The 20,535-nt window shown below is 58.5% G+C and carries 23 protein-coding genes and 1 pseudogene; 13 read left to right on the top strand and 11 right to left on the bottom strand.

Going from position 1 to position 20,535, the window contains the following annotated elements; genetic code table 11:
* Nucleotides 1–11: 11 nt before the first annotated feature.
* The 3 genes from NKI31_RS11145 to NKI31_RS11135 form a co-directional block, all read right to left on the bottom strand.
* Nucleotides 12–275, bottom strand: coding sequence for a hypothetical protein (locus NKI31_RS11145; protein WP_023736053.1), 264 nt, complete (start codon nt 273–275; stop codon nt 12–14).
* Between the two features lie 749 nt (nt 276–1,024).
* Nucleotides 1,025–2,518, bottom strand: coding sequence for an alpha,alpha-trehalose-phosphate synthase (UDP-forming) (locus NKI31_RS11140; RefSeq protein WP_352651500.1), 1,494 nt, complete (start codon nt 2,516–2,518; stop codon nt 1,025–1,027).
* Nucleotides 2,519–2,809: 291 nt separating this feature from the next.
* A complete protein-coding gene (locus NKI31_RS11135) occupies nt 2,810–3,034 on the bottom strand; it encodes a hypothetical protein (protein ID WP_352538584.1) in 225 nt (74 codons plus the stop codon).
* Between the two features lie 192 nt (nt 3,035–3,226).
* Here NKI31_RS11135 and NKI31_RS11130 point away from each other — a divergent pair, with 192 nt between their 5' ends.
* Nucleotides 3,227–3,697 (top strand): GFA family protein, encoded by a 471-nt coding sequence (locus NKI31_RS11130; RefSeq protein ID WP_023729497.1) that lies wholly within the window; start codon nt 3,227–3,229, stop codon nt 3,695–3,697.
* Between the two features lie 55 nt (nt 3,698–3,752).
* Here NKI31_RS11130 and ligD read toward each other — a convergent pair whose 3' ends face one another.
* From ligD to NKI31_RS11115, 3 genes are all read right to left on the bottom strand, one after another.
* Nucleotides 3,753–6,398, bottom strand: coding sequence for a DNA ligase D (ligD, locus tag NKI31_RS11125; protein ID WP_352651499.1), 2,646 nt, complete (start codon nt 6,396–6,398; stop codon nt 3,753–3,755).
* 161 nt (nt 6,399–6,559) lie between these two features.
* The gene (locus tag NKI31_RS11120) at nt 6,560–6,853 is read right to left on the bottom strand and encodes a hypothetical protein (protein WP_352651498.1); all 294 of its coding nucleotides are present in this window, start codon (nt 6,851–6,853) and stop codon (nt 6,560–6,562) included.
* Nucleotides 6,850–7,074, bottom strand: a complete 225-nt coding sequence (locus NKI31_RS11115) for a hypothetical protein (RefSeq protein WP_156933724.1) — start codon at nt 7,072–7,074, stop codon at nt 6,850–6,852. The genes NKI31_RS11120 and NKI31_RS11115 overlap by 4 nt, the downstream gene beginning before the upstream one ends.
* 191 nt (nt 7,075–7,265) lie before the next feature.
* Between NKI31_RS11115 and NKI31_RS11110 the strand changes: the two genes are divergently transcribed.
* Nucleotides 7,266–8,258, top strand: coding sequence for a YihY/virulence factor BrkB family protein (locus tag NKI31_RS11110; protein ID WP_352651497.1), 993 nt, complete (start codon nt 7,266–7,268; stop codon nt 8,256–8,258).
* A gap of 73 nt (nt 8,259–8,331) precedes the next feature.
* Nucleotides 8,332–8,613, top strand: a complete 282-nt coding sequence (locus tag NKI31_RS11105; protein ID WP_352651496.1) for a hypothetical protein — start codon at nt 8,332–8,334, stop codon at nt 8,611–8,613.
* Between the two features lie 105 nt (nt 8,614–8,718).
* Here the strand turns inward: NKI31_RS11105 and NKI31_RS11100 are convergent, their stop codons facing one another.
* Nucleotides 8,719–10,119 carry a phospholipase D family protein gene (locus NKI31_RS11100; RefSeq protein ID WP_352651495.1) on the bottom strand — a complete coding sequence of 467 codons (1,401 nt, stop codon included), beginning with the start codon at nt 10,117–10,119 and terminating at the stop codon, nt 8,719–8,721.
* 421 nt (nt 10,120–10,540) lie between these two features.
* Between NKI31_RS11100 and NKI31_RS11095 the strand changes: the two genes are divergently transcribed.
* The 6 genes from NKI31_RS11095 to NKI31_RS11070 all read left to right on the top strand — a co-directional run bounded on the left by NKI31_RS11095 (nt 10,541) and on the right by NKI31_RS11070 (nt 13,333).
* Complete coding sequence (locus tag NKI31_RS11095) at nt 10,541–11,068, top strand: YciE/YciF ferroxidase family protein (RefSeq protein ID WP_023704627.1); 528 nt, start codon at nt 10,541–10,543, stop codon at nt 11,066–11,068.
* 54 nt (nt 11,069–11,122) lie between these two features.
* Entirely contained in the window at nt 11,123–11,287 is a 165-nt protein-coding gene (locus tag NKI31_RS11090) for a hypothetical protein (RefSeq protein ID WP_156932539.1), read from the top strand.
* Entirely contained in the window at nt 11,284–11,496 is a 213-nt protein-coding gene (locus NKI31_RS11085; protein ID WP_245259911.1) for a hypothetical protein, read from the top strand. The genes NKI31_RS11090 and NKI31_RS11085 overlap by 4 nt, the downstream gene beginning before the upstream one ends.
* A 68-nt stretch (nt 11,497–11,564) precedes the next feature.
* Entirely contained in the window at nt 11,565–12,341 is a 777-nt protein-coding gene (gene xth / locus NKI31_RS11080) for an exodeoxyribonuclease III (RefSeq protein WP_023754455.1), read from the top strand.
* 116 nt (nt 12,342–12,457) lie between these two features.
* Entirely contained in the window at nt 12,458–13,021 is a 564-nt protein-coding gene (locus NKI31_RS11075) for a hypothetical protein (protein WP_032904714.1), read from the top strand.
* A gap of 15 nt (nt 13,022–13,036) precedes the next feature.
* Nucleotides 13,037–13,333 (top strand): SemiSWEET family sugar transporter, encoded by a 297-nt coding sequence (locus NKI31_RS11070; protein ID WP_023687830.1) that lies wholly within the window; start codon nt 13,037–13,039, stop codon nt 13,331–13,333.
* Nucleotide 13,334: 1 nt separating this feature from the next.
* On the opposite strand, the gene NKI31_RS11065 is transcribed toward NKI31_RS11070, so the two are convergent.
* Together NKI31_RS11065 and NKI31_RS11060 are read right to left on the bottom strand one after the other, a co-directional pair.
* The gene (locus tag NKI31_RS11065; protein ID WP_023748065.1) at nt 13,335–13,907 is read right to left on the bottom strand and encodes a hypothetical protein; all 573 of its coding nucleotides are present in this window, start codon (nt 13,905–13,907) and stop codon (nt 13,335–13,337) included.
* A gap of 66 nt (nt 13,908–13,973) precedes the next feature.
* Nucleotides 13,974–14,392, bottom strand: a pseudogene (locus NKI31_RS11060) (pyridoxamine 5'-phosphate oxidase family protein).
* A gap of 230 nt (nt 14,393–14,622) precedes the next feature.
* On the opposite strand from NKI31_RS11060, the gene NKI31_RS11055 reads away from it, so the two are divergent.
* Nucleotides 14,623–14,799, top strand: coding sequence for a hypothetical protein (locus NKI31_RS11055; protein WP_155922451.1), 177 nt, complete (start codon nt 14,623–14,625; stop codon nt 14,797–14,799).
* A 183-nt stretch (nt 14,800–14,982) separates the two neighbouring features.
* Here the strand turns inward: NKI31_RS11055 and NKI31_RS11050 are convergent, their stop codons facing one another.
* Complete coding sequence (locus NKI31_RS11050) at nt 14,983–15,900, bottom strand: glycoside hydrolase family protein (protein ID WP_023691417.1); 918 nt, start codon at nt 15,898–15,900, stop codon at nt 14,983–14,985.
* A gap of 353 nt (nt 15,901–16,253) precedes the next feature.
* Between NKI31_RS11050 and NKI31_RS11045 the strand changes: the two genes are divergently transcribed.
* From NKI31_RS11045 to NKI31_RS11035, 3 genes are read left to right on the top strand one after another with little or no spacing between them, the layout of a single operon-like run.
* Entirely contained in the window at nt 16,254–17,426 is a 1,173-nt protein-coding gene (locus tag NKI31_RS11045; RefSeq protein WP_023691418.1) for a glycosyltransferase family protein, read from the top strand.
* 2 nt (nt 17,427–17,428) lie between these two features.
* Nucleotides 17,429–18,571 (top strand): UDP-galactopyranose mutase, encoded by a 1,143-nt coding sequence (gene glf, locus NKI31_RS11040; RefSeq protein ID WP_023668033.1) that lies wholly within the window; start codon nt 17,429–17,431, stop codon nt 18,569–18,571.
* A gap of 47 nt (nt 18,572–18,618) precedes the next feature.
* On the top strand, nt 18,619–19,140 hold the full coding sequence (locus NKI31_RS11035) for a ferritin-like domain-containing protein (RefSeq protein WP_352651494.1): 522 nt from the start codon (nt 18,619–18,621) through the stop codon (nt 19,138–19,140).
* 69 nt (nt 19,141–19,209) lie between these two features.
* Here the strand turns inward: NKI31_RS11035 and NKI31_RS11030 are convergent, their stop codons facing one another.
* A complete protein-coding gene (locus NKI31_RS11030; protein ID WP_023704619.1) occupies nt 19,210–20,367 on the bottom strand; it encodes a hypothetical protein in 1,158 nt (385 codons plus the stop codon).
* Nucleotides 20,368–20,535 lie beyond the last annotated feature (168 nt).

Below are 20,535 nucleotides of genomic sequence, written 5' to 3'. Positions count from 1 at the left end.
CCCGAGGTCGATCACTGCTGCCCTGGCATCTCGGTATTTTCTTGCGGGCTCTTTTTGACGCCGGCCGCGGGTGATGTCTCGGCGGGGGCATTGCCGCCTTGGTTCTGTTCCGGGGTGCGCTTTACCGGCGATGTCTGCCACGATCCGCCTGAAAGGGGTATGAACACAAAGAAGGCTAGCAGGGCGACGAAGATCACAGCCGCAATGACGACGCCCCACCCGAGTACATTTCGGGTGCCACGCTGTTCTTCCTTCCGGGACACATGCTCCGTCATCACTGGACTCCTTTGTGTCATTCGATGAGATACAAATTTATCGTGCAGATCGACCGCACGGTCTGCTCTTCCCCGACGCGTTCCGCCGGCACAGCCGAAGAAGCTGAAGCTAATCTTCTCCAGCTTTTCGGCTGCCTGGTTTGGCGGCCCGCTTGGGCGCTTTCGGCACTGTCGGTTGCCGCTCGGGTGCAGGCGGATTGATCGCCTCGTGCGCCAAACGGGCTTTGCGCAATCGCGCCGTTTTCTCTTCCCGCGCTTTACGCTCGGCTCCATTACGCCTTGTGCGTAGAGGGTGGCTCGTGCGTCTCTGTCGTTTGCGGATCCACTGGCCGCCATAGTCAGCCCTCCGCCTTGTAGTTTCTTGCTTCCTTCTTGGCGCCGTCTTTGCCGTGCTCGGCTGCAAGCTCTTTGGCCTGCCCGGGTGACACGTCGGTGGCTTCGGCCAACTTGATTGCCTCTTTTCCAGAGAGATCACTGTCCTTTCGCGTGGGGTTCCTTGTCATCGCAGATCTCCTATCAGAGCCCAAACGACCGGACCGGCGGTGTGTTCCGTGGAACCTTCGATAGTCCACCGATTGAGGCGGGCTATCGCGCTTCCGTCAAACGAGCGAAAAGGTTCTGATGCGGACGGACAAGATACACGATCAGCTTCAAGGCCTTTCGAACTGCTAGGCAAGCCGGGTTATGGCCGGGCTATGACCGTGTGGGACGCGTGACACACGGACGGGTTCAGGCATCGATGCCAGGCGCTAGTTCTCGCCCGCGAGCGTGGCGAGAAATGACCGCCGCCATTCTGCTGCGTCATTGTGCGTGATGCGCTTGAGCAGTGCACTATGCCTTGCAATTCTTTCCCCAAGCGGCATCGCGAGCGCTTTTGCGATCGCGTCGGCAACCTCGTCGACCGCATACGGGTTCACGATCAAGGATTCGGCAAGTTCTTCGGCCGCACCTGCAAAACGCGACAATACCAGCACTCCGGGATCGGCTTCGTCCTGCGCGGCTATGTATTCCTTGGCGACGAGGTTCATTCCGTCACGCAGGGGCGTGACCAATCCGACCTGGCTAGCGCGCAACAGGCCAGCAAGCCGAGAGCGTGATACGGCACGGTGGATGTAGCGGATCGGGGTCCAAGCCAAATCCGCGTATCTTCCGTTGATCGCGCCGGCGGTTGCCTCAAGCTGGGCCCGGATGTCGGCATAGGCGCTGACCTCCTCGCGCGTCGGCGACGCAATCTGCAAATAGGTTGCCGCTCGCTCGTGTTCCGGATGCCTTTCCAAAAGACGAGCGAAAGCCTGCATGCGGCCGGGGAGACCCTTGGAGTAGTCCAGCCGATCGACGCCGATGATTTGCTTGAGGCCCAGAATCTGGCGGCGCATGGAATCGATCTGCACATCCTCCGCCGCCTCATTGGCCATGCGTGCGATTGAATCGACGTCGATGCCTATCGGAAAACACCTCGATAACACCGTGCGGCCGTTCATCTCAGCCGAACCATTGATATCAAAAGTAGTGGAGTTGGCCGCCTGCACTGAGCGCCGGAAATTCCCCACGTCCGTTTCGGTCTGGAACCCCACGACGTCATATTGAAGCAGATCATCGATGAGTTCTTCATGGTCGGGCGTGGCTACAAACAGGTCGGGCGGCGGGAACGGTATGTGAAGAAAAAACCCGATCCGATTCCGGACTCCCAGCCGCCGCAACTGGGCGGCCAAGGGGATAAGGTGGTAGTCGTGAACCCACACCAGGTCGTCGTTGCCCGACAGCAGTCCTGCGAGCGCCTTCGCGAACCGCGCATTGATCTGCCGGTAGGCGTGTAGAAACTCTGCCCGGTGGTTCACCAGGTCGAGTCGGTAATGAAAAAGCGGCCACAGCGTGCTGTTGGCATAGCCATTGTAATAGAGCGAATACTCCTCATAGGGCAGGGTAAGCGCAGCCGTCTCGATCTTTCCCACGCGTTCCAAGCGGATCAGCGGTTCGTCGCTCGCGGCGTAGTCCTGATACTCAGCGCTTGCTCCTAGCCACAGGCCTCCACGCTCGGCCAACGCATCCCCGATGCCTACAGCAAGTCCGCCGGCTTGCGACAGATCGCGAATGTTCCCCAGCCTGTTCGAGACGACAACCAGACGACTCGGGATGGCGCGATCGCCAGTTAGCTCAGCCTCCCCACCTAAGGCGTCGCGCTCAAGGGGATCACCAACCGTTTGCGAGGCCTCGTTGAAAATTTCATCCGGTCGCTGCAACAAGAGCAAATCCTGAGCGTGAAGATCGCTTGGGGAACGGTCCGCGCGTGCGATTGTTCCCGACGTAAGTGTCCAGCCGGACTCGCTGGATCACATTCTCGGCCCGCTCGGCGCCTTTTTCAGCGGCTCTCGCAGGATCGTCGTCGGACGCACGGGTGATGAGACCCCGATCCAGCACGCCGAGCAGCCGCTTTGGCGACGGCCGGACTTACCGCTTTGGTATTCATGCTGCCGGATCCCCTGCCCTGTCATATCAACTCCCCACCTTGGCAAAAGCCCCAACTGACCAAACCGTCAGTCCACCTCGATTACCTTGCGCGTCGGCTTTCGTTGGCGGGGCGGCTGCTTTGCGGCTACGGGCGCGGGCGGGGTCTGCGCTATCGATGCCTCCAACAACTGTCGCTGTTCTCTAAGCCGCGCCGTCTTGGCTTCCCTGGCATGCCGCTCCGCTTCCAACAGCAACTTGGCTTCTCGATCCGCCCTCTCGAGCTTTTCCCTGTCGATGCGTCGTGTTTTCAAGGTCGCCTCCTTTGGTCAGACGGCGAACAAAGTGCGGACCTGAAAAAATGTTCCCAACAAACTAAGGCCTGATCTGCCTCAAATGATATTGACGAGCAGCCCGCCGGTTGCGCGCATCTGCGGCTCTGTGACGTCCAAAGGAACTGCTTGCCGTCCGCGGCGTTACGCCACCACGCTGGCGGGAAGATTACCATGGACGACAAACCCCGAACGACGATCAGAAAACCGGCCCGGATTGATCGAGGGCATTGCTTTTGCGGAGCCATCACAGCTGAATTCAGTGGCGATCCCTTTTGGATTTGTTTCGACCACGACGATGACTGCCGACGAGCGATCGGCAGCCCACTGACGATCTGGATTGGCTATCGTCCAGATCAGGTCCATTGGCTCGGCCCAAAACCAAAAACATTCTCGAAAACCAGGGGCGTCGTGCGCTCCTTCTGTTCGGAATGTGGCACCTCGATTGGGTACACCGATGAAGGCTTGCCAAATGAGTTCTACATCTCGATCGGATTCATGGACGCGCCCGAGAAGTTCCATCCCCAAGCTCAAGCCTATTGGGAAATGCGGCTGCCGTTTATCAGGATGGATGACGGTTTGCCTCGCGTCGAGGGCTACACCCGGGCGCGCGACCCCGCCCTGGGCAATCCCAGAGACCGGTGAGGCAGGAGGTTGGACTTTGGGCCTCGTACCTGCAAGCCAGCGCGAACCGAGGTCGTCATGCGGCGAGCTTTGCTGAACCAATCCGTTTGATGGCACTGCTGATCGACCGTTCGCCATCATCGTAGTCAGCCCAGGCGACGGTCTTTTTCAGGTGGCCCGGGACCGTGCGAACGGTGTATTTTTTCGGATCGAGATCCGCCTTCACCTGACTCCAGGTCAGCGGCATGGATACAGTCGCGCCTTCCCTGGCGCGAGGGGAGAGAGGGGCGACGGCTGTCGCCATGCGATCATTCCTGAGATAGTCGAGAAAAATCCGGGATGTCCGCAGCTTCTTGGCCATGTTGACGAGGTAGAGATCCGGGCTGTCTGCCGCCATCTGGATGCAGACGGCCTTTGCGAAGGCCTTGGCCTCGGCCCATGTCGTCTTGCTGCGTTGGGCCGCCAATGGCGTCACGACATGCAAGCCTTTGCCGCCCGTGGTTTTGCAGAAGCTCACCAAGCCCAGATCTTCGAGACGATCGCGCATTTCCTTGGCTGCCGCGACCACCTTCGCAAAAGGGACTTCCGGACCGGGGTCAAGGTCGAAGACAAGTCGGCCAGGTATTTCGGGATGACCCGGCTGGCAATTCCAGGGGTGAAGCTCAAGGCCGCCTATCTGGGCGATCGCGGCCAGACCCTCGACGCGGTCGATTTGCAGATACGGTTTGTGGTCGCCGAAGACTTTTACCAGTTCCAGCAGATTGGATGTGCCTGGCATTGCGTGGCGCTGGAAAAACTGCTCGCCGGCGTAGCCATCCGGCGCACGCACGAGTGAACAGGGACGACCTTTGATATGTCTGATCATCCAGGGGCCAACGGTCTCGAAATATTCTGCAAGATCGAGCTTGTCGACGGGCTGACCGTCGCCGGCATTCGGCCAAAGCGGCTTGTCCGGCTTGGAAATGATGACGCCCATGACAACCGGGCTTTTTCCTGTCTTGCCAGTCACCTTGGCAGGGTCGGCAATCGGCGTCTCTTGAGGATCGGCTGGACGCTCGGCCTCGACGTCTTTTGCGGGCTTGTCTTCACGCAGGCCTTTGAAGGCGGCCTGCCGGATATTGCCACCCCCGGTCCAGCCGGCGAACTCGATTTCCGCGACCAATTCCGGCTTCGTCCAGAAGACGGTTGAATTCCTTTTCGGTGCGCCATCGCCGGTAAACGGCGACGTCGCGGCTTTCATCTCCTGCAGCCTGGGCATCAGCTGCTTGACCTTTGCCTCGCTGAATCCGGTCCCCACACGGCCGATATAGGCGAAATGTTCACCGCGATTGACGCCGACGAGCAATGACCGGAATTTGCCGTTGGTCGTCGACCAGCCGCCGATGACCACCTCATGCCCGGCGCGGCATTTCGATTTGGCCCAGGTGTCGGTCCTCCCCGAAACATAGGTCGCATCGGCCTTTTTGGAGACAATCCCCTCAAGCGACAGGCGACAGGCAGAACGCAGCACCGCGTCGCCGCCATTGCTGAAGTGCTCGACATAGCGGATGAGATTTTGCTCGCCGCGATCGACTTCGCCGAGCATCTCGCTCAGACGTTCCTTCCGTTGTGAGAGAGGCATCTTTCGCAGATCGACGCCATTTGCGAAGAGCAGGTCAAAGGCAAAGTAGATCAGGTCCTTCGTCCGGCGCTCCGACAGCGCTGCCTGCAGTGCGGCAAAATCGGGCGCGCCGTTCTCGCCAAGCGCTACGATCTCGCCGTCGATGATGACGTTGGGAAGACTGGCGGCCTCCTTTGCGATGGCGCCAAATTTCTCCGTCCAGTCAAGACCCTTGCGGGTCCTAAGCGCGGTGTCCTTGTCTTCCACGCGCAACTGGACGCGATAACCGTCAAACTTGATTTCGTGAACCCAGTTCGTCCCGGCCGGCGGCCGGGAAAGCGTTGCACAAAGCTGTGGTGGGATGAAGTCGGGCATCTTCGCCGCTGAGGCAGGACCGGCTCGCTTCGGCCGCGGAGCAGGCTTTGCCGACCTAGCGGCGCGCTTGTCGGCCGCATGGCCGCGCTTGCTGTCCCAAACGGCATCCGCATCGGCCAACGATGAACCATTCATCATGAACGGCTTCGGACCTGCCCCCTTCCCCGCTGCAATCCTCTCCATGCTCCGACCGGAGGCGACGGATCGATCCTGAGCCAGCACCGCATCGCCATTGCCCTCTGTCGCGTATTTGTCGCGGTGTTTTATCAGCAGCCAGTTGGTCCGCTTCCCGCCATTGCGGTCATGCTTCATGCGCACGAGGACGAAGCTTCCATGCAGGCGCTTGCCCTGCAGCGTGAATTTCAGGTCGCCTTTTTCCAACGCCTTTTCGGGAGACATGGCGCCTTCCGGTTCCCAATATCCGCGATCCCACAACTGCACCGTGCCGCCACCATATTGTCCTTTGGGAATCGTGCCTTCGAAGTCGCCGTACTCCAGCGGGTGATCCTCAACCTCCACGGCAAGTCGTTTGTCGTGAGGATCCAGTGATGGACCTTTGGTCACAGCCCATGATTTGAAGACCCCGCCAAGCTCGAGGCGAAGATCATAGTGCAGCCGCGTGGCCGCGTGTTTTTGGATGACGAACCGGAGTCGGTTCGAACCCGCAATCGAGCTTTCGCCGCTGGGCTCTTTCGTCTTCGCGAAATCCCTTTTGGCCCGGTAGGTTGAAAGCTCGCCCGTTTTCATGGAAGTGCCCCGACTAATGACGCAACGCCGGGACTCAACGCAGTGGGTGAGATTTGGTTCGGTTATAGCCGAGACGACGCCGATGCTGCTTTTCCGCTTCAGAGTGGCATCGGCGTCAAATGAGGCCTTCACGGAGGCTACAGGTGTCGTCACCGCTGACGTTAAGGTTTCTTGGTTTGCCCAACCATTTTTGCAAGCTCTGAAAATGGTGGGATGTCCAGTTCGCCTTGCGCGTTGTTTGCGATCTGCAGAAGCCGGATCGGGAAGCAGATCGCGTCACGGTTGGCCGGTGACATGTCTTCGTAGGTCCGCTCGTCACCTGTCATGGACGCCTCTGCCTTTCGCAGGGCGGTATCGATCTCGTCAATTGACAGCAGACCTTTGTGAACGAGCAGGTTGTTGATTGACGCGACCGCCATCATCAACCCTTCAAGCTGAAGATTGGCAACGTTCATGGCTTGACCGTGTTTCCGCCGCCCGGCCTCGCCGGGGCGTTCTGGCCATCGGATTGGTGCGTCTTGTCATCCACCTCATTGACTGGCCGCGTCAGACCGACCCCACTCTTGGGTTTCTTGTTGCCGGCCGCATCCTGAGAGAACGCATCCGAAGGATCAGGACCTGTTCTAGCCGGGTACTTCGTTGCGCCGGTCTCGCGATGGTTTTCATTATCAGGCATTTTCGATCACTCCAATCGGATGACCGATAACCATTACGAGCCCGGCGAGTTCCGGCGCCGCATGGAACATTTCTGGCCGTGGTGCAGAGACAAGCGGGCGTGTCTCGGCAATCGCGCCTCGCGCACTGGCGGCAGTCTCGCTTTCGTTGCCCACAGCACTAGGTTGCTCGTTGAGGCAAAAGGAATTCCCCATGCGGGTGGCACGCGAAGCCTGGGTTCTTGGCAAGGAGAGCATCCTCGGATTCATCAACGACAATGCCCTCAGCCACGGTGCGGCGATGGCGTTCTATGCCGTTACGTCCCTGGCCCCGATCTTGTTGATCGTTGTTGCGATTGCTGGACTTGTCTTTGGGCATGAAGCAGCTCAACTCGCTCTGTCGGCCGAAATCGCAGGCGTGATGGGGTCGCAATCCGGCGACCTTCTGCGCAGCACCATCGAAAGCGCTTCTCACAGAACCGCCGGTACTCTTGCCACTTTGGTGGGCATCGTCACCCTCTTCGTGACAGCCTCCGGGGTGTTTGGCGAAATGCAGCTTTCGCTCAACACAATCTGGAAGATTGACCCACCACCCATGTCTGTGTCGCGATTGGTGCGGGCGCGGGCGGCCAGCCTGGGTCTGGTTGCAGCGTTGGGATTTCTACTGCTTGTGTCGTTGGCGGCGAGTGCCGCCATTTCCGCGCTTGGCGCTGTCATCAACGCCCATCTGCCGTTCGGCACGATCATTCTCGCGTCGATAAACGGCATTGTATCATTCGTGCTGATTTCCGCTCTGTTCGCGGCGATCTTCAAGATCCTGCCGGACCGGTCGCTCGCTTGGCGCGATGTCGCAATTGGCGCGGCAGTGACCGCTTTGCTTTTCACCATCGGCAAGTCGCTGATTGGCTGGTATATCGGAACCAGCGCGATCGCATCCTCCTATGGCGCGGCGGGTGCACTGCTGGTCGTGCTGCTTTGGGTTTACTATTCGTCTGAGATATTCCTGCTCGGCGCCGAGTTCACGCGGGCCTATTCCGTCCGTCTCGGCAGTCGGTCCGACCTTCAACCGATAGTGGAGGCAGAGAGCCCGTCGCGACAGACATCGAACCTTGGACCAACCATCCAACGCGAGGTGCAGGCCTGGATTGTGATCACGGGTTTGCTGACCTTCGTGGCGACACGGGTCTGGCCATCGCGGCGATCTTAGCTGCTTCCCACCAATTCTGTTTCTTTGGAACGCAACCCGGACACCGGAATTGCATAGGAACAGGAGGTTGCCCATGCCAAAATTCCGCTTTGAGACGACAGTATCCGGCCAGACTACCGCTCTCGAGGAAGAGCTAGCGAGTGCGGAGATGGCCAGTCCGAGAGCAATAGAGATGGCGCGCGTAGCGGTGGCGGCGGATCCTGGGTCAGGAACCAAGCAATCGGGATCGACTATCAAGGTCTACGATGAAGCCGGATACCTGGTCGCCACAGTCAATTTTTCCGACGTGTTGCCGAGTGATCCGGACGCCGGACAGCATGGGATTGGTGACGCGGTTGTCGAAGAACCGGGGTGATGCGGTCTGGCTGACCCGTGGTAGATCAGGGTTTCACGTTTCGCTCACGCGATCCCCGGCAGGGCAATTCGCTGAGATCGCGAGGTCCTCGGCCATCATCAGATGCTAGAGCTGAGATTCGATCGGGAGGTGACGGACGAAGACCGCCAGGATACGGCGAAAAAATCCGGCTTCTGGTTCATGCGTATAGTCCTGAATCTTGCCTTCGCCGCATCCATGCCAATGCAGAACATTGTGCTTCAGTTCGAGCCGATAGCTTGTTTCCGGAGATATTTCCGATTGGAATCGATGCCGCAGCTCGGCGACCATTTTCGGATCCTCAAACAGCACGCCCATTTCCGAGTTCAAGGACACTGACCGTGGATCGAAATTGAAGGAACCGACGAAGCCGATATTGTCGTCGACGGTGAAAGCTTTCGTATGCAGACTGGCGCCCTTCGAGCCAAACACCGAGATTGCGGAGCGCCGGTTGAACGGCTGAAGCTCGAAAATATTGACGCCATTCCTCAGCAGCCGCTTGCGATAGTTTGCGTAAGCGCCATGGACTGCGGCGACGTCCGTGGCGGCCAAGGAATTGGTCAGAACCGAAACGTCAACACCGGCGCCGACAAGGTCCAGCAAGATCGCTGTGCCCCTTTTGCCGGGGATGAAATAGGGCGACACAATTTCCAGACACCCGCGCGTGGATTGGATGATCGGACGCAGCTCTTTCATAAGCCAGCTGCGACGTCTCCAACCACGAACCTTCTCCGGCGGATCGGAAATGACCCGCACGCCATCCACCCAATGAACGTCGTTGCTGGCCGCAATAAACTCTGTGATCGAGCCCCGGTTGCCGATGCCGTTCAGGAATTTGGGATCGGGGCCGGTATCGCTTCCTTCAAGCCATTTGGCATGCTCATGCTCAGCCACTGATCCCAGGGTTTTGATTGGCTTGGCTTCATTGCAAGCCCAGAAGGCATCGAATATCGCCGCGGTTTGCCGTACCGCAGGCCCCAGGAGCAGCAGATCGAGGTCCCGGAAATTGGTTTCTGCCGCATCGAAATAGGCATCGCCAACATTCCGACCGCCGACAATGGCAAATTTGTCGTCGACGATCCAAGCCTTGTTGTGCATCCGTCGCGTCAATGCAAAGAGCCGCAACAGCACTTCCACACCACGCATGATCCGGCCGCGCCTGATACCGCTCGGATTGAACAACTTCAATTCGATGTTTGGATGGTTGTTCAGCGCCAGATATGCCGCATCATTTTTACGCGGATTGACGTCGTCAAGGAGCATGCGCACCCGAACACCGCGCTCAGCAGCTCGAAAAACCTCGCGAAGCAGCAAGCGGCCGGTGTGATCATCATGCCAAAGGTAGTACATCAGGTCGAGGCTGCGCTCAGCGCTCCTTGCGGCCAGCACGCGCAGAGCGAAAGCGTCATAATTGTCCGAGACAAGCAGCAAGCCGCTCTTGCCGGTTTTGATGTTGTCGTCTGCGGTTCGCGAAAGTGATACGTCCATAAAAATTGCCACCTTTGGACGGCGCTCGCTGCCATCCCGCTCAAATCATAGCTAGAACCATTCTGAGGTATTCTGGTTGCATACGCAGCGTCCAATCACCCAATTCCTGGATGCAAGCAGGGCCAGCAATCAAGCGGCTGCAGAGCGGTCAGGAGGCTTGAGAGGCGTTGCCCCGACTGCTCTGCTGCCGCTGCGGTACTTGCGTCTCCTGCAGTCCCAGGCCCTCAGACCGCACGACCGTTGGCGGGAGCCCGATGGCGTGCGCCCCGCCGCGGCTCTTCACGAGAATGACGTGGTCGTTGTTCTCAGTGAAGCGCAGGACCCTTTAAATTAGATATCTCCATTATCCCGGAACCGGGTTCGGGTTTCCGAGTTAAGAAAATGCTCGCGACGGGCAATTTTCAACAGAGGAGACGGCACAATGCCCACTGCCAAGAAAGCCAATGGCAACAACAAGGACCTGGAGGACCTTTTCCTCGATGGCCTCAAAGACATCTACTATGCCGAGAAGAAAATTCTGAAAGCCTTGCCGAAGATGGCCAAAGGCGCATCCGAACAGCAAGTTGCGGCAGCATTCGAGAAGCACCTCGCTGAAACCGAGGGGCAGGTCGAACGTCTGGAGGAGGTCTTCGAGATTCTCGGCGCGGCCGCGCGCGGCAAAACCTGCCCGGCGATCGACGGCATCCTGGAGGAAGGATCTGAAATCCTTCAGGAGTACAAGGGTTCGACTTCGCTCGATGCAGGGCTCGTCGGTGCCGCGCAAGCCGTGGAGCACTATGAGATTGCCAGGTATGGAACCCTGATTGCCTGGGCTACGACGCTCGGCAAGGATGACGTGGTTGCGCTCCTCAATGCGACACTTGAGGAGGAGAAGGCCACCGACGAGGCGCTGACTGCCCTCGGTGAAGCCGGCGTCAACGAACGAGCGGCAGAACGGAAAGCGGCTTGATTGATCGCCTACCCAACCGCCTCGGCGACCCATGTGCCGAGGCGGTCGCGGGAGATGAAGGACATGGTCACGCATATCTACAAAGGACTGGAATGTTTCCTGCTTGAGTGTTCGGCCGCGCTGGTCAGGCGCCGCGCCCTTGGTGGTTCGCGCAGCGATCCTCGGCAGTTGCGAGAACAGCGCAGAGATGAGTTCAGGGCCCGCAAAGTCGCCGAATGAGCGCCAAGATGGAGAGTCGGATGGGCTTCTTTGGAAAATATTTCTCAGGACTGTTGAGCAAGAAATCGACTGACGGCAAGGGGAGCGGCGATATGCGTAAAGCTACCGGCGCGGGTCCGGCGATTGCCGCGCATTCCAAAGATGCAAAGACATCCGCTGCTTCCGGTCAAAGCACCAATGCTTCGAGCAAAAATGCAGATGGACGATGACAAAAGGCAAGATTTGGCTACCGACCCTATGTCGCATCGAAGCGGCGCAAAGACGTTAAATCGTCGAGATGACCCGCATCGCAACCTTCAACGTCAATGGCGTCAACGGCCGACTGCCAGTGCTTCTCAAGTGGCTTGGCGAAACCGGCTATGACATCGTCTGCCTTCAAGAACTGAAGACCTCTGACGAAAAATTTCCCGTCGATCCGATTAGAAACGCCGGCTATGGCGCAATCTGGCACGGACAGAAGTCCTACAATGGCGTGGCAATCCTCGCTCGCGGGATTGAGCCGCTGGAACGTCGTCGAGGTCTGCCGGGCGATCCCGACGATTCGCACAGCCGCTACATCGAGGCAGATGTGAATGGGCTTGTTGTCGGCTGCCTGTATTTGCCTAATGGCAATCCAGCGCCGGGGCCGAAGTTCGACTACAAACTTCGCTGGTTCCAACGTTTGATCACCTATGGCCAGGTGCTGCTCGGCGATAGCTCACCGACCATCCTGTGCGGCGACTATAACGTCGTTCCAGGCTCGATCGACGCGGCGATGCCGGGGCGCTGGGTTGGCGATGCCGTTTACTTCCCCGAGAGCCGGAGCGCGTACGCCGAAATGCTTGCTCAGGGCTGGATCGATGCCGTCCGTCGCATTCATCCAGAAAAGGGAATTTACACCTATTGGAACTTCTCCTACCGCGGCGGGTACGATCGGAGTTCCGGGCTCCGGATGGACCATCTCTTGCTGAGTTCATCCCTATTGGATCGCCTGAAGAATGCCGGAGTAGATGCCGAAACGCGTGCATGGGACAAGCCGAGCGATCATGCGCCAGCCTGGATAGAACTTGATTGAGCTTCCTCGGCAAGGAGCCTGAAGACCTGGTGGCGCTCCTTCGTGATTAGATTTGGCCGCATGTCTATCGCCAACAATGAGGACTGCCGGCGCCAAGCGATTCAAAGGACGCAATGATGACAAACACTCAAAAGGAAGCTGAACTGATTGCGCGCCTTGCACGCCAGCATGGCGTCACTGATGGCGCTGTCATGGCTGTCCTTGAGGCGTTGCGGCGTGGTGGTGGAACCATGGCCCAGTTCAGCCACGTCGACTTCGGAGGAATGTCACAATGGTCCTCCGGCATGACGATGGTCGGCGACATGTTCGATGACAGCCTCAAGGCGAAGCTCAACACTATCGCGGCGGAGCTCTCGGCCTACCTGCGCGATCATCCCGCCAAGCCACAACGCGACGACACGAGCTATCGTTCTGCAGCTATGGCCCACGCCGGCTCATGGTGGCCTGAGGAGTTTGGGAGCCCGTCTGCCGCTGGTTCTCAAAACAATATGCGCTACGCAGCGTTTCCTGAGCAAAGCCGCCTGGTCATCGACGATCATGGAAAGATGGAGATTTATGACACAGGCGACCATCGCATATCCGGTGTTTCGCAGAGCCAGAGCACGGACTTCACCCTGACCTTTGTCAGCCAGCACGGCGTGGTCCGCGTATCTGATCTCAAGCGCGTATCTGCGACGTAGGTCAGGGCCGCTTCCATGCAGACAGTCACGCTCATCGGCTATCTCGCGACCGTCTGCTCGATGAGCAGTTTCACCCCGCAAGCCTGGAAAATCATCAGGACACGAGAGACAAGCGGCATCTCCGCACCGATGTATGCCATCACTGTGTTGGGCTTCGCCTTGTGGCTGGCCTTCGGCATCATGAAGGCAGAGTGGCCGATCATAATCACGAATGGCGTCTGTCTCCTGCTGTCAGCCTTCATTCTCACAATGACAGTCCTGCCGCAGGCTGAGAAAGACGCAGTTGCCAAGGCTTTCGACCCCGACGACTAAATTAGCGCTTCCAACTTTTCAGCAGCGGACCTTGGCTACCATATGCAGGATCCTTGCGCGGACGCCCCACCTTGGGGATGGTTGCGAGCGCATCGCTATGCTGATCCTTGCTCCTACATTCGTCATAAGTCCCAAATGGAGGATACGCGCCGACAACCAAAAAATCATCGGATGCCGAGAGGCATTGGTGCCCGGTGCCTGCCGGGAGGACCGCGACGTCGCCAGCCTTCAGCGACAGCGTTCGTCCTTTCTTGCCGCCAAACCGGACTTCAGCATTTCCGCGCGCAATTCCCAGAACCTCGTGTATTTGCGAATGATAGTGAACGTAATCATAGATGCCGTTTCGCCAGCTATCGCCCCATCCGTTTGCATCGAAAAGCACCTCCATGACGGCTGCTGGATCAAGTCCTTCGGGCAATTCGACGGCGCCGCGATAAACGACGAGCGGCCATGCAGGATGATTGGGCACAAGTCCATCATCCTTGAACCAGAACTCATTCGACTTTCGCTGCCTCAAAAATCCGGCGACAGCTTCCTTGCGCGGTCTTGCGAAACCGGTGACGTTCTCGATCACTTCTTGCTGGTTTCCAAAATGCTCATCGACGCTGCCTCTAAAGCAGAGGTTAGTTTAGCCGCTCGCTCAGAGCTCGACCTTTGCGTTGTCGCCCACATTCGGCTTGGCGCCGGTAACGGCCGCAAACACCATCGTTGCGGTAGCCATCATTAGCCCCGGGCTGTCCCACAATTCGCCTTCGTCGGGTTTGACCGTTATCAGACGAATCTCGGGATCATCGGCATTATCCCACCAGGCTGAGTCAGTTTTCTCCCAGAGCTCGGCGATTTTTCCCTGTCATTTGTCACTGTGGCCGGGCCTGACATCGTGACGTATTTGTAGTGGCTGTTGTCACTCCAGGCCAATGTGACCTTTGGATAGGTCGACAGCTGCTTGCTCTTGGCGCTGTCGTCATTGACGAGGAAGTATATGGCGTTTTCCTCACGGACCACACGCGCAGATAGCGGACGGGCTCGATTGTACTCGCCGTCCCAGGTCACAAACATGCAGACGTCGATGTCCTCGGCGAGTTCCCAGATGCGGTCTGTTGCCTCGGCGGGCGTGAGGTCCGTCTGCTGCTCTCGGCGGTTAGCCATAAGCGTCCTCCTGCGGGTGAATATCCTCGCTTACAACTCACGTCCCGCCACGACGTTCCGACTCACTGGGTCCTTCGGCTTGCTAAAGCGGTGGAACTTTCGAAATTGCCGGAAGTTTGGATGGCAAACGCGAGGCCATGATGGCGGACAAGACGCTTCGAACATCAAGACGGACACCCGAGCAGGACGCTAAGGGTCAGTCGGAAAAGGACCACAAGGGCGGCGGAAACGATGGCGTCGCCAGCGCCGATCCGCGGGTGATCTCCGGCAAAAAAGACGGCGACGCGACATTCCCTGTCAAGGGACCGAAGAAATAGCTATGAGCCCATTAGTCGGGCATCTGGCGGTGTCATCGATGCGCGGAGACAATTGACGAACGGGCTGAAATCATTTCGCGATGACACTTTGCTACCGTCACCGACGCGGATCACCTTCAACCCTCCGGAGTTCCATGGCCGCATGACGCGGATCCGCCTCAAGGCGCTAATGGCAGCCTGGAATCACGCGACCTTTGAAAAGAGAGCGACGTCGCATCTGGCCAAACCATAGCGCCATCGGTGATCGGTTGTGGCAACCCGGCTCTGGTAGAACAGTGAAAGCTGACTGCCATCGATCATCACTGTCGAGTGGCCGTTCTCGCCCGGTTGACCTGGCTCCAGCACCGGGCCGATCGAAACGTAAGGTCCGCTGACCTCGTCGGCTATGGCAAAAAACACCCGTTGCCGGTTTCCCCGAAGGCCGTCCGGAAGAAAGCACGTGGCATTGAGAAGGACCCGGCCGTCCGGCAATTCGATCAGTTGCGCGCCCTCAATGCCCCATTCGTAGTCGGGATCATCTCTGGTGTTATGGTGGGGAACATCGTTGTGGTCGAGGATTTTGCCGATCCGCTTCCACGGACCGAACCACGAGTCGGACTGGCTACGCGCCAGATAGATGTCGGGCTGAGGCACCCTGGTGAATTTTGGCATAGCCGAATAAACGAGGTAGCGCCCACCGCCAATGACTGCCGGATGCGGATCGTAAATTCCGTCCTCTTCCGTGTCCGGGATGGCCAGAATGGCCGGACTGAGGACTACCCAATGGAACCCGTCGTTGGAAACCGCATGCTCGCAACGGCCACCCGACTTCATGAATTCCGTCTGGATGAACATGTGGAAGACGCCGCACTCGTGGGTCACACCGGGAGCCGCAACACCAGTGCCGTTGATTGGAAGTTCGATCGGCTCATGCTCGGCCCACGGTCCATACAGATCGGGCGCCGTGGCATGCAAGATTCTCCACGTCTCAGTGGTGACCGTGCCGCTTGACCCGAAGACGTGCCAGACACGGCCATCGAAGACAGGACACGGGTCCTTGAGATCATCCACGCTTTGCGGATGAAACAGTGGAAAAACGTTCGTTTCAAAGTTGATGTTCATGTTAGCCCCGGAATTCGCCTCGGCAGTCGGAGACGCGCAGAGATACAGGCGAATCATTGATGTTAGGCACATTCTATAGCCAACGAGTTCAACGCAAATACGGCAATGCCGCTGTCCACCAGCATTCCTCGTTGAACCACGCTTTCAGTGGCGGCCGGGTTCCGACAGCCGCCCTCGCCTCCGCAACCAGATCCCGCTTCGTGCGCGGAACAAGCGGGCGACCGGGCCTTCTTCATTTCAGTTGGAACAACTCACCTGATCGAAAGTTAGGAGCTGGAACTAAGTAGTTCTCTCCATTCGCGATTAACAAATGTTAATCGTAACATAAATAGTGTCACAGAGGGAGTATGTCAATGGATGCGGCCTTTGGCGGGGTAACCGGCAGTCAATATGTTCGTCGCGAAAATATACTGGTCTGCTTCTCCCACTTACGATGGAATTTTGTTCACCAGCGTCCGCAGCATCTCCTCACTCTCGCATCCGCTCAGCAGCGAGTGGTCTACTTTGAAGAACCCGTTTTCGAAGAATTGCCGCAGCCGCTGATGCGGACGAGCGTGGCATCGGAAAACATTCTGATTGTCACACCAGTGCTGCCGCTCGGCACGTCGGCCGCGAAAGCAGATGCCGTCCAGCGGAGATTTGTGCAGCAGACCATCGCTTCTATGCCGCATAGCCGGCTGATCGCCTGGTACTACACCCCAATGGCTCTTCGCTTTACGGAATTCCTCGACCCAGACATATGCGTCTATGACTGCATGGACGAACTCTCTGCGTTCAGGAATGCGCCCCCCGAGCTGGGCCAGATGGAAAAGGCGCTTCTGCGCCGCGCGGATCTCGTTTTCACCGGTGGTCTAAGCTTGTTCGAGACCAAGCGTCACCTCCATCCCGCCATCTTTCCATTTCCGAGCAGCATCGATGTGAGGCACTTTCACACCGCAAGACGGCCAGGAAGGGACCCAGCCGACCAGGCCGGCATTCCTTCCCCGAGGGTTGGATATTTCGGCGTCATCGACGAGCGGCTGGACGTCGATCTCGTGGCGCTAGCGGCAAAGACAATGCCGGACGTGCATTTCGTCATGCTCGGTCCAGTCGTCAAGATCGACCCTGCAAGCCTGCCGCAAGCCGAAAACCTGCATTGGCTTGGCCCGAAAGCCTACTGCGATCTGCCCGACTATTTGCGCCATTGGGACGCCGGATGGATGCCGTTTGCCCTCAACGAGGCGACGCGTTTCATCAGCCCGACCAAGACGCCGGAATTCCTCGCCGCGGGTCTGCCGGTGATCTCGACGGCAATCGTCGACGTGGTGCGCAGTTACGGTGCTGCCGGGCTGGTGGAAATCGCCGACTGTGACGATCTGGAAATCAAGCTGCGCTCCGTCCTTTCGCGACCGCGTCAGATGCTCCTGCAGCAAGTCGATGCCTATCTTGCGGACATGTCCTGGGAACGGACATGGAATGCCATGGCAGCTCACATTGAGCGCGCCTACCAACGCAAGAAGGTCGTGCCCCTTCGCAGGAGTGCATAGCCATGTTCGATTGGCTGATCGTCGGCGCGGGTTTCGCCGGCAGTGTGCTTGCCGAACGGATAGCGTCGCAGCGTCAGGAAAGCGTTTTGCTGATCGATCGCCGCAGCCATGTGGGAGGCAACGCCTACGACTGCTACAATGAAGCCGGCATCCTCATCCATCGCTACGGCCCGCACATCTTCCACACCAACAGCCAAACGATCGTGGACCACCTTTCGCAGTTCACGCAATGGCGGCCGTACGAGCACAGGGTGTTGGCGGCCGTGGACGGGCAACTGGTTCCCATCCCGATCAATCTCGACACCATCAACCGGCTTTACGGGCTGGACCTGACCTCGGCACAGCTGGAGGATTTCTTCGCGTCGCGACGCGAAACGGTGGAGGATGTCCGAACGGCTGAGGACGTCGTCGTCAGCACCGTGGGGCGCGAGCTCTATGAAAAATTCTTCCGCGGCTACACAAGAAAGCAATGGGGCGTCGATCCCAGTCAGCTGAGCAAATCCGTGACGGCACGAGTGCCGACCAGGACCAACCGTGACGACCGCTATTTCAGCGACAGCTTCCAGAAAATGCCGGCCGGCGGGTACACGCGGATGTTCGAACGCATGCTCGATCATCCGAACATCAAGATCATGCTGCAGACCGACTTCCGTGAAATTCGTGAGAAGATACCGTTCAGGCGCATGGTTTATACCGGCCCGATCGATGAATATTTCGGCTGGCAGCTCGGGCACCTTCCGTACCGTTCGCTTCGTTTCGAGCACGTTACACTGGATTGCGAGCAATTTCAGCCGGTTGCCGTGGTCAATTATCCCCAGACGGAAGATTACACGCGCATTACCGAGTACAAACATCTGACCGGCCAGCAGAGTTCGCGGACCAGCCTGACCTACGAATACCCCACGGACATCGGGGACCCGTACTATCCCGTGCCCCGGCCCGAAAACGAAGTGCTCTACAAGCGCTATGAAGCGCTCGCGGCAAGCTGCCCAGACGTCTGGTTTGTCGGTCGGCTTGCAACTTACCGCTATTACAACATGGACCAGGTAGTCGGACAGGCTCTGGCCACTTTCTCGCGCATCCAAAAAAGCCTCCCGGCCTGGGCGCGCACGGACGAGCCGTTGTTGGCCGAGCCGAGAAGATAGTTTCTTTCAAGACGGAAGATCGGGCGGGTATCAGAAGGAGAAACTCGATGGATACAAACTTCAACTCGGAAAGCCGTGAGATATTTATCGTCGGCTTGCGCAACGCGCACGCCATGGAAAATCAAGCGCTGTCGATCATGAAGCCTCAGGTCGAGCGTATAGAGAACTATCCGGAGGTGGCCGATCGCTTGCGCCGGCACATTCAGGAAACCGAAGGCCAGATCACGAGACTCGAGTCCGTCCTGGAGGGCCTTGGCGAGGAGCACTCCACCCTCAAGGACACCGCCTTGTCGATGGTTGGCAGCGTGGCCGCCATTGGACATTCGATGGCCGGCGACGAGATCATCAAGAACAGCCTGGCGAATTTCGCATTCGAGAACTACGAGATTGCTGCCTACAATTCGCTGCTGGTACTGGCCGACGCCGGGGGCTTCCAGGATGCTGAAAGGGCCCTCAAGCAGAACCTGAACGAAGAGGAAGCCATGGCCAACTGGCTCAAGGAAAATCTGAGCGACGTTACCATGCGGTATGCCAGGTTGCGCGAGGCCGGGACGACTGCAAAAAGCTGATGCACCGCACCGGCGCGGGCGGCGTTTCGAAACAGACGCTTGCCCGCCCCTCCCTCGTTTGAGGCCTCTTCAAGGCGTCGTGTCCGCCACGAGAAGAGCTTGCTGACGGGCCAGTTCATCTGCTGTGGGTTTGCGCAGGTGTCGCCTGCCATCAGCCTGGATGACGGAAAACAAACCAACCTCGGCATGTCGCGAATTGTCCCAGCCCGGGTAGGCCGTTATCGGGTACAGGCAAATACCTTCGACCGGCGCTCCGAGACTGATTGCGGAACGCACCTCGTCGCAGACATAGTGGAGCCAAGCCGGCCCGCCGGATCCCTCGGAACCGGTCTCCGCAATGAACATCGGCTTACCGTACCGATGGGCAACTTCTAGCAACATTTCTGACAGGGCGCGGTACTCGTGGTGTCCCATCGGAATCGTCGGCCCGTTTACGTACCATTGATTGTGCGGATAAAAATTCAAGCCCACGACATCGACAACATCTTCGCTCCCGCCCAACTCAGGTTCGACGCGGCCCAGCAACATGTCGTAAGCTTCGAACTGCCCCTGTCGGGCGTTTTCGGCCCGGCGCCGTTCGCTGCGGGTCCGGTCACGAGGGGCGATATGGATAAGCGGCTCGGCCCAGACAAATCTGCAGGCGGGGTCGATCTCCCGCATTGCGCGAACACCCGCGATGGCGGCCTTGACGAGGTGCCGCTTGAACCATCCACGTTTGTTCGGCCCCACGCGCGGGAAATAGCCGACCTCGACAGCCCATGCGAAAAAGGAGATTTCGTTGATGGGACACAACAGAGGCGATGTTCCGGTGATCGAACGGTGTACCTTGACGGCTTCTGCCGCGAACGAGGCATAGGCGTCGATGAAATGCAGCGAGCCCTGATCGACATGGTCCGGAGATCCGTAGTGAAAGATGTCCCAGATTACCTGAACACCTGCCGATCGGGCTGCCTCGACCATTGGCGCCCAACTTGACCAGTCATAGGTTCCGGGAGCGGTTTCGATCAAATGCCAACGCAGGCCGTCGCGGATGGTGCGAAGGCCGAGTTCGGCGCAGCCGCGGTAGTCGCCCAGGGCATGCAAATTATGCGAGGTCGCACGAATAAGATCGAGGCGAACGCCGTCCTTGCGCCGGTGCGAGGAGCATTCAAAGCCTGCCATGAAAAAACTGGCGAAGCGCGAAGCTTCCGGAACCGAGGCCTCCGTCTGGCGTCCCACTTCGCTCATTTTTCGAAGTCTCCTTTGGGCAATCGGCTTCGAACTCGGCCGCCTTGTCCGGACCGGGAACCGCGTTGGCGAAATACCGAATTCAGTCGGGCGCGCCCCATGTTCGTTGCTCAGTCCAGCTCGTCCTTGCGTGGCCGGGTAGTGCCGAACCCATTGGTAGAGCCTTTG

It is taken from the genome of Mesorhizobium sp. M0659, assembly GCF_040320605.1.
Classification (GTDB): domain Bacteria; phylum Pseudomonadota; class Alphaproteobacteria; order Rhizobiales; family Rhizobiaceae; genus Mesorhizobium.
The sequence above is the reverse complement of the archived record's forward strand: the minus strand, read 5'-3'. Positions and strand labels throughout refer to the sequence as shown.

Bases quoted from the DNA above. Each gene is read 5' to 3' on its own strand.
- NKI31_RS11110 (WP_352651497.1), top strand. From the start codon at position 7,266: ATGCGGGTGGCACGCGAAGCCTGGGTTCTTGGCAAGGAGAGCATCCTC.
- NKI31_RS11075 (WP_032904714.1), top strand. From the start codon at position 12,458: ATGACAAACACTCAAAAGGAAGCTGAACTGATTGCGCGCCTTGCACGC.
- NKI31_RS11090 (WP_156932539.1), top strand. From the start codon at position 11,123: ATGAAGGACATGGTCACGCATATCTACAAAGGACTGGAATGTTTCCTG.
- NKI31_RS11085 (WP_245259911.1), top strand. From the start codon at position 11,284: ATGAGCGCCAAGATGGAGAGTCGGATGGGCTTCTTTGGAAAATATTTC.
- ligD (WP_352651499.1), bottom strand. From the start codon at position 6,398: ATGAAAACGGGCGAGCTTTCAACCTACCGGGCCAAAAGGGATTTCGCG.
- NKI31_RS11045 (WP_023691418.1), top strand. From the start codon at position 16,254: ATGGATGCGGCCTTTGGCGGGGTAACCGGCAGTCAATATGTTCGTCGC.
- NKI31_RS11145 (WP_023736053.1), bottom strand. From the start codon at position 275: ATGACGGAGCATGTGTCCCGGAAGGAAGAACAGCGTGGCACCCGAAAT.
- NKI31_RS11100 (WP_352651495.1), bottom strand. From the start codon at position 10,119: ATGGACGTATCACTTTCGCGAACCGCAGACGACAACATCAAAACCGGC.
- NKI31_RS11070 (WP_023687830.1), top strand. From the start codon at position 13,037: ATGCAGACAGTCACGCTCATCGGCTATCTCGCGACCGTCTGCTCGATG.
- NKI31_RS11035 (WP_352651494.1), top strand. From the start codon at position 18,619: ATGGATACAAACTTCAACTCGGAAAGCCGTGAGATATTTATCGTCGGC.
- NKI31_RS11120 (WP_352651498.1), bottom strand. From the start codon at position 6,853: ATGAACGTTGCCAATCTTCAGCTTGAAGGGTTGATGATGGCGGTCGCG.
- NKI31_RS11105 (WP_352651496.1), top strand. From the start codon at position 8,332: ATGCCAAAATTCCGCTTTGAGACGACAGTATCCGGCCAGACTACCGCT.
- NKI31_RS11050 (WP_023691417.1), bottom strand. From the start codon at position 15,900: ATGAACATCAACTTTGAAACGAACGTTTTTCCACTGTTTCATCCGCAA.
- NKI31_RS11115 (WP_156933724.1), bottom strand. From the start codon at position 7,074: ATGCCTGATAATGAAAACCATCGCGAGACCGGCGCAACGAAGTACCCG.
- NKI31_RS11095 (WP_023704627.1), top strand. From the start codon at position 10,541: ATGCCCACTGCCAAGAAAGCCAATGGCAACAACAAGGACCTGGAGGAC.
- xth (WP_023754455.1), top strand. From the start codon at position 11,565: ATGACCCGCATCGCAACCTTCAACGTCAATGGCGTCAACGGCCGACTG.
- glf (WP_023668033.1), top strand. From the start codon at position 17,429: ATGTTCGATTGGCTGATCGTCGGCGCGGGTTTCGCCGGCAGTGTGCTT.
- NKI31_RS11030 (WP_023704619.1), bottom strand. From the start codon at position 20,367: ATGAGCGAAGTGGGACGCCAGACGGAGGCCTCGGTTCCGGAAGCTTCG.
- NKI31_RS11055 (WP_155922451.1), top strand. From the start codon at position 14,623: ATGGCGGACAAGACGCTTCGAACATCAAGACGGACACCCGAGCAGGAC.
- NKI31_RS11130 (WP_023729497.1), top strand. From the start codon at position 3,227: ATGGACGACAAACCCCGAACGACGATCAGAAAACCGGCCCGGATTGAT.